At 65.3% G+C, this 8,789-nt stretch carries 9 protein-coding genes; 6 read left to right on the forward strand and 3 right to left on the reverse strand.

The genetic code is table 11. The features are described 5' to 3' along the window. The first annotated feature begins 128 nt into the window (after nt 1-128). The 6 genes from lpdA (at nt 129) to LPZ50_RS17385 (ending at nt 6,696) form a co-directional block, all read left to right on the forward strand. Nucleotides 129-1,556 (forward strand): dihydrolipoyl dehydrogenase, encoded by a 1,428-nt coding sequence (gene lpdA / locus LPZ50_RS17360; protein ID WP_230663028.1) that lies wholly within the window; start codon nt 129-131, stop codon nt 1,554-1,556. 286 nt (nt 1,557-1,842) lie between these two features. Beyond that, entirely contained in the window at nt 1,843-2,934 is a 1,092-nt protein-coding gene (gene zapE / locus LPZ50_RS17365; protein ID WP_230663030.1) for a cell division protein ZapE, read from the forward strand. A 90-nt stretch (nt 2,935-3,024) separates the two neighbouring features. Continuing rightward, nucleotides 3,025-3,330, forward strand: a complete 306-nt coding sequence (locus LPZ50_RS17370; protein ID WP_230663032.1) for a DUF3649 domain-containing protein — start codon at nt 3,025-3,027, stop codon at nt 3,328-3,330. Continuing rightward, nucleotides 3,327-4,964 (forward strand): PepSY-associated TM helix domain-containing protein, encoded by a 1,638-nt coding sequence (locus LPZ50_RS17375; protein ID WP_230663034.1) that lies wholly within the window; start codon nt 3,327-3,329, stop codon nt 4,962-4,964. Before LPZ50_RS17370 ends, LPZ50_RS17375 begins: the two co-directional genes overlap by 4 nt. After that, complete coding sequence (locus tag LPZ50_RS17380; RefSeq protein ID WP_230663036.1) at nt 4,961-5,287, forward strand: DUF3325 domain-containing protein; 327 nt, start codon at nt 4,961-4,963, stop codon at nt 5,285-5,287. The genes LPZ50_RS17375 and LPZ50_RS17380 overlap by 4 nt, the downstream gene beginning before the upstream one ends. Nucleotides 5,288-5,349: 62 nt before the next feature. Then, entirely contained in the window at nt 5,350-6,696 is a 1,347-nt protein-coding gene (locus tag LPZ50_RS17385; protein WP_230663038.1) for a tryptophan--tRNA ligase, read from the forward strand. A 3-nt stretch (nt 6,697-6,699) separates the two neighbouring features. Here the strand turns inward: LPZ50_RS17385 and LPZ50_RS17390 are convergent, their stop codons facing one another. From LPZ50_RS17390 to LPZ50_RS17400, 3 genes are all read right to left on the reverse strand, one after another. Beyond that, a complete protein-coding gene (locus tag LPZ50_RS17390; RefSeq protein WP_230663040.1) occupies nt 6,700-7,209 on the reverse strand; it encodes a hypothetical protein in 510 nt (169 codons plus the stop codon). Nucleotides 7,210-7,355: 146 nt separating this feature from the next. Continuing rightward, nucleotides 7,356-7,949, reverse strand: a complete 594-nt coding sequence (locus LPZ50_RS17395; RefSeq protein ID WP_230663041.1) for a toxin-antitoxin system YwqK family antitoxin — start codon at nt 7,947-7,949, stop codon at nt 7,356-7,358. Between the two features lie 154 nt (nt 7,950-8,103). Further along, nucleotides 8,104-8,577 (reverse strand): BON domain-containing protein, encoded by a 474-nt coding sequence (locus LPZ50_RS17400; RefSeq protein WP_230663042.1) that lies wholly within the window; start codon nt 8,575-8,577, stop codon nt 8,104-8,106. Nucleotides 8,578-8,789 lie beyond the last annotated feature (212 nt).

Here is an 8,789-nt window from a genome sequence, read left to right on the forward strand (position 1 = left end):
TGCCCGGCCGACTGCCCCCCGCCTTCCTTCGGTAGCGCTCGGCGGCCTCTACGGGCCCGCCACGCCGGGGCCCGCAGGCCCCGGCCCGGCGCTGGCGCCTTCTCAATTTTTCTTTCTTCGAGATCATCATGTCCAAACAATTTGACGTCGTCGTCATCGGTGCCGGCCCCGGCGGGTACATCGCCGCCATTCGCGCCGCTCAATTGGGTATGTCGGTGGCTTGCATCGACGCCTGGCAAAATGGCCAGGGCGGCCCCGCGCCCGGCGGCACTTGCACCAACGTGGGCTGCATTCCCTCCAAGGCCTTGCTGCAGTCGTCCGAACACTACGAGCAGGTCAACCACCACTTCGCCGACCACGGCATCGAGGTCAAGGACGTCAGCCTGAAGCTGGACACGCTGATCGGCCGTAAGAACACGGTGGTGAAGCAGAACAACGACGGCATCTTGTACCTGTTCAAGAAGAACAAGGTCACTTTCTTCCATGGCAAGGGCGCGTTCGCCGGCAAGGCGGAAGGCGGCTACGCTATCAAGGTCAGCGGCACCGCCGAGGCCGAGCTGGTGGCCAAGCACGTGATCGTGGCTACCGGTTCGTCGGCGCGCGAACTGCCTGGCCTGCCGTTCGACGAAAAAGTGGTGTTGTCCAACGACGGCGCGCTGAACATCGGTGCCGTGCCCAAGAAACTGGGCGTGATCGGCGCCGGCGTCATCGGCCTGGAAATGGGCAGCGTGTGGCGCCGCCTGGGCGCCGAAGTCACCATCCTGGAAGCCATGCCCGAGTTCCTGGCGGCGGCCGACCAGCAGGTGGCCAAAGAGGCCCTGAAGGCTTTCACCAAGCAGGGCCTGGATATCCAGATGGCCGTGAAGATCGGCGAGATCAAGGCGACCGCCAAGTCGGTTACCGTGCCCTATACCGATGCCAAGGGCGGCGAGCAGAAGCTGGTGGTGGACAAGCTGATCGTGTCGATCGGCCGCGTGCCGTACACCGGCGGCCTGGACGTGGACAGCGTCGGCCTGAAGCTGGATGAGCGCGGCTTCATCGAGGTGGACGGCGACTGCAAGACCAACTTGCCCAATGTGTGGGCGGTGGGCGACGTGGTGCGCGGCCCCATGCTGGCGCACAAGGCCGAAGAGGAAGGCGTGGCGGTGGCCGAGCGCATCGCCGGCCAGCATGGCCATGTCAATTTCGATACCGTGCCGTGGGTCATCTACACCTCGCCCGAGATCGCGTGGGTGGGCAAGACCGAACAGCAGCTGAAGAAGGAAGGCCGCGGGTACAAGGCCGGCAGCTTCCCCTTCATGGCCAACGGCCGCGCGCGCGCGCTGGGCGACACCACCGGCTTTGCCAAGGTGATCGCCGACGCCAAGACGGACGAGGTGCTGGGTGTGCATATCGTGGGCCCGATGGCTTCCGAGCTGATCTCCGAAGCGGTCACCATCATGGAATTCCGCGGTGCCGCCGAAGACATCGCCCGTATCTGCCACGCGCACCCGACTTTGTCGGAAGCCGTGAAGGAAGCGGCGCTGGCGGTGGACAAGCGCACGCTGAATTTCTGATTTCCTTTGGCGGTGCCAGGTACCCTGGCAGTGCCCAAGGTGAAAAAAGGCCATGACCAGGTGTCTGGCTCCGCAGGTGCCGGACACCGTTGTGTGCCAAGATGGTCTCAGTTAGACGGTGTCTGGCACCCTGACGGGAGCCAGACACCTAGTAGTGCCGGCGAAAACTCGCAGTGGCAGCCCAAGGTAGTGCCATGGGTGCCTGGCACCGAAGTCCGCCTATCAGGGGCGGTTGTTGCACAAGGCGGTCGACCCGCCTTTTTTCTTTCAGGTTTGCTGCTGCGTCATGAACGTCCGTGAATACTACGAACACGCCCTGGCGGAACGGGGCTACAAGCCCGATACCGCGCAGAAGCAGGCCATCGACCGGCTGCAGGCGTATTACGACGATTGGGTGCGCTTCAAGGCCATGCGCTCCAATGCGCTGAAGAAGCTGCTGAACCGGCCCGACGTGCCGCGCGGGGTGTACCTGTGGGGCGGGGTGGGGCGGGGCAAGAGCTTCCTGATGGATGCCTTCTATGCCACCGTGCCGGTGGTGCGCAAGACGCGCCTGCATTTCCACGAGTTCATCCGCGGCGTGCATCGCGAACTGGAAAATGTGAAGGGCATGCAGGACCCGCTGGACGAAGTGGCCAAGCGCGTGGCCAAGCGCTACCGGCTGATCTGCTTCGACGAGTTCCATGTGTCGGATGTGGCCGATGCGATGATTCTGTATCGTCTGCTGCTCAAGCTGTTCGAGTACGGCACGTCGTTCGTCATGACGTCGAACTACGAGCCGTCCACCTTGTACCCCGACGGCCTGCACCGCGACCGCATTCTGCCCGCCATCGAGCTCATCCAGAAACGCATGGACGTCTTGAACGTGGACGCTGGCATTGATTACCGTCGCCGCACGCTAGAGCAGGTCAGAAGCTATCACTCGCCGCTGAACGAACAGTCCAGGGCGGCCTTGCAAGATGCCTTCGATCGCCTGGCCGATACGCCGCCGCAAGAGCCTGTGCTGCATATCGAGCACCGCGAGATCCGCGCGCAGGCGCTGGCCGGCTCGGTGGTGTGGTTCGACTTCGCCACGCTTTGCGGCGGGCCGCGCTCGCAGAACGATTACCTGGAACTGGCCAACCGCTTCCATGCGGTGATCCTGTCGGAGGTACCGCGCATGGGGCCACGCCAGGCGTCCGAGGCGAGACGCTTCACCTGGCTGATCGACGTGTTCTACGACCACAAGATCAAGCTGATAATGTCAGCCGAATGCGAACCCGAAGAACTGTATACCCAGGGGGCGCTGGCCAATGAGTTCCATCGCACGGTATCGCGCATTCTGGAAATGCAGTCGCGAGAATACCTGGAGTCCGAGCGCCGCCTGACAGTCGGCCTGTAGGGCCACGCACGCAAAAAAGTGCGGTCCGGGGCTGGCGGCCCAAGTGGGAATGATTATAATTCTCAAATTATTCCGCTCATAGGGCATGCAGTGAAACCTATTCCCGGCGCCAGCCTGGCGCAATACCGATGGGCTGTGACGTCGCGCGTTGCCGCGGCGGTGTTTGGCGGCTACGCCCTGGCATCGGCGGCGGCCGCGTGCCTGGCCGTGTGGCTGCCGATGGCGCGGCCCGACGCGGTCATCACCGCCATGCTGCTGGCCTTTGTCATCTATGCCATTGGCGCCACCTGGGTGTTCGCCACCCGCAACGCCTGGCGGGCCTGGGGTGGCCTGCTGGTGCCGGCTGCGGTGTTGGCGGCGGTGTACTGGCTGGGGCGGCCCGTAGGCCTGGCATGACACGCGGCAATCCGTCCAGGGCGGCCCGGCCGCAGCAGCAGGGCGAAGGGCTGCGCCAGGCAATGTCGTGGCTGCATACCTGGTCCGGCTTGATACTGGGCTGGGTGCTGTTCGCCATGTTCCTGACCGGTACGCTGGCGTTCTTCCGGCCCGAGATCACCGCCTGGATGCAGCCCGAGATGCCGCGGCAGCAGGCGGCCATGCCGGCGGAGCAGGCCGCCGACGTGGCGCAACAGTACTTGCAGCGCCACGCGCCGGACGCAGCGCGCTGGTTCATCGGCTTGCCCGAGCCGCGCGAACCCTACCTGAGCCTGACCTACCAAGTGCCCAAGCCGGCGCCAGGCGAACGCGGTTTCAAGCGCGTCAAACTAGACCCTTACAGCGGCGAAGAACTGCAGGCGCGCGCCACGCGCGGCGGCGATTTCTTCTACCGCTTTCATTTCGAACTGGAAATGGGCTACCCGTGGGGGCGCTGGCTGGCCAGCATCGCGGGCATGTTCATGCTGATCGCCATCATCAGCGGCGTGATCACGCACAAGAAGATCTTCACCGATTTCTTCACCTTCCGGCCGGGCAAGGGGGGGCAGCGTGCCTGGATGGACGGGCACAACGTGCTGTCGGTGCTGGGCCTGCCTTTCCATTTGATGATTACTTTCAGCGGGCTGGTGCTTTTCATGAGCATGCTGCTGCCGGCCGGGATTTCGGCCGCCTACGATAATCCGCGCGCGTTCAATAATGAACTGTTCCCCGCGTTTGCTCCCGCGCCGGCCGGCGCGAACGGTGCCACGCTGCTGCCGCTGTCGACCTTCGTCGGGCAGGCCCAGGCCCTGTGGCAGGGCGGTCGCATCGGCCGCCTGGTGGTGTCGAACCCCGGCAAATCGGGGGCCGTGGTGTCGGTGGGGCGCGACGAAGGGGAACGCGTGTCGTATGGCCGCATGGCGCCCAGTCTGCGCTTCGGCGGCGCCGACGGCAAGCTGCTGGCGCGCCACGACGCCGACAGCGCCGCCAGGGTAACCGCGGGTACCCTCATCGGCCTGCACCTGGGCCTGTTTGCCGAGCCGGTGCTGCGCTGGCTGTATTTCCTGGTAAGCCTGGCGGGCACCGCCATGGTGGGCACCGGGCTGGCCCTGTGGGTGGCCAAGCGGCGACAGAAAGCCGGCGCGGCCGCGCACCAGAAATTCTCGCTGCGCCTGGTGGATGCCCTGAACGCCGGCAGCATCGCCGGGCTGTGCGTGGCGCTGGCGGTGTATTTCTGGGCCAACCGGCTGCTGCCGGCCGAGATGGCGGGGCGAGCCGGCTGGGAAACCCGCGCATTCTTTGCCGCGTGGGGCCTGAGTTTTCTGTATGCCTTTGCTACGCGCTCCCGCATGTGGGCCGACCTGCTGGCATTGTCGGCCGGCCTGTCCCTGGGGCTGCCGCTGCTGAATGCGATGACCAGTTCCCGCCATCTGGGAATCTCGCTGCCTGCGGGCGATTGGGTCATGGCCGGATTCGACCTGACGGCGCTGGCCTCGGGCGTGCTGCTGGCCTGGATGGCCCGCAAGGCTTACGGCAAGTTGGGCAAACCCGGGCCGCAGGCCGCCCGGCGGCCCGCGCCCACCGCATTCCACTCTGCCAACGAGGTGAACCCATGATGAGTATTGCTGCTTTCTGCCTGGCGTACGCGGGTTTTGCCGCCCTGTGCCTGGGCATGGATCGCCACTACGAAGCGGTGTTCGACCGTGAGCTGCCGCGCCGCCATCGCACGCCCTTGCGGGCGTTCGGCTGGGTGGCGCTGGCTTTGTCTCTATGGGCCTCGGCCGCCGTGTGGGGGTGGCGGTACGGCACCGTGGAATGGATAGGCATTCTCAGCCTGGCCGGCTTGTTGCTGATCTGGTTCGTCAGTTTCCGTCCGCGCGAGGCGCTGGCCACGGGCGGGCTGTGCGCGGTGGCGGCGCCGGTGCTGGCCTGGATGTAGCAGGCGCGTCCCGCCGACGCGCTAAACTGCGGGATTCTCCGCAATCGCCTGTTGTCCTGTCCATGAGCACCCGCGTTCTTACCGGCATTACCACCACCGGCACCCCCCACCTTGGCAACTATGCCGGCGCCATCCGCCCCGCCATCCAGGCCAGTACCCAGGCCGGCATCGACGCCTTCTATTTCATGGCCGACTATCACGCACTGATCAAGTGCGATGACCCGGCCCGGGTGGCCAGGTCGCGGCTTGAACTGGCGGCCACCTGGCTGGCCGCCGGGCTGGATCCGGAGCGTGTCACCTTCTATCGCCAGTCGGACATTCCCGAGATCCCGGAACTGTGCTGGCTGCTGACCTGCGTGACCGCCAAGGGCCTGATGAACCGCGCCCACGCCTACAAGGCGTCGGTGGACCAAAACAATGCCAAGGGCGTGGACCCCGACGACGGCGTCACCATGGGGCTGTTTTCGTACCCCATCCTGATGGCGGCCGACATCCTGATGTTCAACGCGAACAAGGTGCCGGTGGGCCGCGACCAGGTCCAGCACCTGGAAATGGCGCGCGACATCGCCCAGCGCTTCAACAACCTGTACGGGCGCGACTACTTCGTGCTGCCCGAAGTGGTCATCGAGGAAGACGTGGCCACCTTGCCCGGCCTGGACGGCCGCAAGATGTCCAAGAGCTACAACAACACCATCCCCTTGTTCGAGGGCGGCTCGGCGGCCATGCGCACGGCGGTGATGCGCATCGTGACGGATTCGCGCCAGCCGGGCGAGCCCAAGGATGCCGAATCGTCGCACCTGTATACGCTGTATCGCGCCTTTGCCACGCCGGCGGAATCGGCTGCGTTCCGCGCGCAACTGGAAACCGGCCTGGGCTGGGGCGACGCCAAGCAGGCGCTGCTGGATCGCCTGGAGCGCGATCTGGCGCCCATGCGCGAACGCTATAACGAACTGATCGCCCGCCCGGACCGCATCGAAGACATACTGCAGGCCGGCGCGCAGAAGGCCCGCAAACTGGCCACGCCGCTGATGCAGGAACTGCGCGAGGCTGTCGGGCTGCGCAAGCTGGCCGGCGCGCCCGGCACCGGCAAATCCACCGCCAAGAAAGCGGGCAAAGCCGCCCGCTTCGTCAGTTTCCGCGACAGCGATGGGGCTTTCCGCTTCCGCCTGCTGGGCGCGGACGGCCGCGAACTACTGTTGTCGCGCGGCTTCGACAACCCGAAAGAAGCCGGTGCGCGCATGCAGCGCCTGCAGGGCGCCGCGCAAGATTGCCTGCAGCCCGAAGGCCTGGCCTATCTGGCGGTACTGGATGGAGAACTGCTGGCCCAGGGGCCCGAGGCGGCCGACGCTGCCCAGCGCGACGCCTTGCTGGAACAGGCCCGCCAGGCACTGGCCTCGCTGGCCGGCTGATGCTTAACGGGCCGTGGCGGCCGCGACGATGCGGCCGTCCTGTACCTGGAAGCGCGGCACATTGCCCTGGCCGGCGATTTCCAGGGTATCGCCCTCGGTGTAGCCTTTCACGGTGGGGCAGTCCAGCCATTCCGGGTTGATGAAGGGGAAATACTTCAGCGTGCCGCTGCCCTGGCTGGCAAATTCGAAGGTGGTGTTGGCAACCACTTCCGGGTCCCATTGGCTGGCGTCGAACACCATCGAGCACGCCGCGCCGATGCGGTAGGTAATGCTGGCCCCCATGCTGGAAAAACCCAGGGCGCCCACATGCAGGCTGGCGCCGTTTACCAGTTCGATGCTGCGGGAGCCCAGGCGTTCCAGGGTGATCAGCTTGAACGATACCTGCACGCCGTCCAGCACCAGTTGCGCATACTGGCCCAGGGTGACCTCGCCATAGGCCCCGGTGGGGCTGACATTCTGGGAGGTGACGGTTTGCGACGCATTGGCGTCCAGCGCAAGAGTCGAGCTTCGCATGACGAAAAATCCGTTTTTATTGTTTTGATACAAACAGATATTTTCGCTTAATTCATAAATATTGGCTCGTGCTTTTGTTATGCGACTGACTAGGGATAACCCTGGGTGGAGAGCGCCCGGTGGCTATCCGCATTGGCAGCCAGTTGTCAGGGCTGTTTGCGCGATCCGTCAGGATAGTACTGGGCTTGCACTGCGCTGCCTTCCGGGTTGAAGGTTTTGCTCGAGAGTTGCGCTCCGTCGGGGCCGTACGTCGTCTCGCGGGTCAACTTGCCCGCCTGGTCGTAGTAACGGTGGGTTCCCACGGCCCGGAATTGGCCCTGGAACACGCCGCTGGACTGCAGTACGCCCTGATCGGAGAACCGTTCTACGTAGGTGCCTGGCGTACCGTGCGGCGCGTGGATGGATTGGTCGACCCGCGTTTCCTTTACCTTCCCGTTCATGTACCAGTGCGTAGCCTTCATTTCCCGGCCGCCCAGGAATTCCTGTTCGCGGACAGGCACGCCATTGTCATACCATTCGCGCTCGATTGCCTCGAGTGCCTTGGCGGAACCGTGCGGCACTTCACGCTCGATCACTTCGTAGATGAGTGTGCCATTACGCGCGTATTCGCGTGTCTGCTGGCCGCCTTCGATCTGGCGGGTAACGGTCTGGCCGGCCAGGCCCGGGTTCGATTCCGCCGCCGCCCACGACGGGAACAAGACAACGGCAAACATCAACAAGAGCGGCAGCGCGCGCATCATGGCCCATTCCTTGTAATACCGGTTGTACCAACATTGGGTCCGCCCAGTATAAGGAATTGGTCGCGCGAGGCAGCCCCGCCGGTGTGCCACGCTTGCTAGGGCGCCGTGCAAATCTTGCCGCGCGGCAGCTCCAGCCGGGCGCGGCAGATTCACGTCAGGCGGGGGCGCCGCCTTGCAGTTCCGGAGTGTTACCCGAGCTCTCGTGCGTTTCCAGGCGGTCGTCCACCCGCTGCACGCCCGACATGCCGCGAACGGCGGCTAGCAGGGCGTTATGTTCGGCTTGCAGGATGTGGCCGGACAGGGTGATGTCGCCAGCCGTGGCGGTAACCGTGATCGCGCCGGGATGGCTGACCAGCCGGCCCAATTGCGCGCGAACCCGCTCGACCAACTGCCGGTCGCTGGACGGTGGTTCGTCCAGGCCCATTTTGTCGCGCGCGCCGGCGGTCCAGCCGCGCACCTGGTCGGCAGCGTACTTGCCTTCGGCCAGCAGGCAATCCGTGGCATCGTTGCGCAATGCGGTCAGTTGGTCGCACAGGCGGGAACGGCGGCGGCGCCCCAGTTCCGGATCCAGGTAGTACATGGCCGCGGCGCCCAGCGCCAGCGTGGCAATGCGGTTCAGAATAGTCACTTGCGTCCTCCGTGAGTCGGGCCGTTGAAAGGCCCGCCAGCATGATGCTGGCCGGGCAAGGACGCGTGGGCAAGTACTGTGCCCGGCCAGGAGGCCGGGCGCGGGTGTCAGCGCTTGAGCTTGGCGAAGGCGTCCGCCATGGCGCTGTTCACCGGTTCGGCCCGGCCGGCGCCGTTGCCCGAAGGGCGGCGGCCGCTGCCCGCCGGCCGGTT

The sequence above is a fragment of the Bordetella petrii genome (genome assembly GCF_020991325.1).
Lineage (GTDB): Bacteria > Pseudomonadota > Gammaproteobacteria > Burkholderiales > Burkholderiaceae_B > Bordetella_A > Bordetella_A petrii_E.

Coding starts and splice junctions, on each gene's coding strand:
- lpdA (WP_230663028.1), top strand. CDS start 129: ATGTCCAAACAATTTGACGTCGTCGTCATCGGTGCCGGCCCCGGCGGG.
- zapE (WP_230663030.1), top strand. CDS start 1,843: ATGAACGTCCGTGAATACTACGAACACGCCCTGGCGGAACGGGGCTAC.
- LPZ50_RS17375 (WP_230663034.1), top strand. CDS start 3,327: ATGACACGCGGCAATCCGTCCAGGGCGGCCCGGCCGCAGCAGCAGGGC.
- LPZ50_RS17380 (WP_230663036.1), top strand. CDS start 4,961: ATGATGAGTATTGCTGCTTTCTGCCTGGCGTACGCGGGTTTTGCCGCC.
- LPZ50_RS17385 (WP_230663038.1), top strand. CDS start 5,350: ATGAGCACCCGCGTTCTTACCGGCATTACCACCACCGGCACCCCCCAC.
- LPZ50_RS17390 (WP_230663040.1), bottom strand. CDS start 7,209: ATGCGAAGCTCGACTCTTGCGCTGGACGCCAATGCGTCGCAAACCGTC.
- LPZ50_RS17395 (WP_230663041.1), bottom strand. CDS start 7,949: ATGATGCGCGCGCTGCCGCTCTTGTTGATGTTTGCCGTTGTCTTGTTC.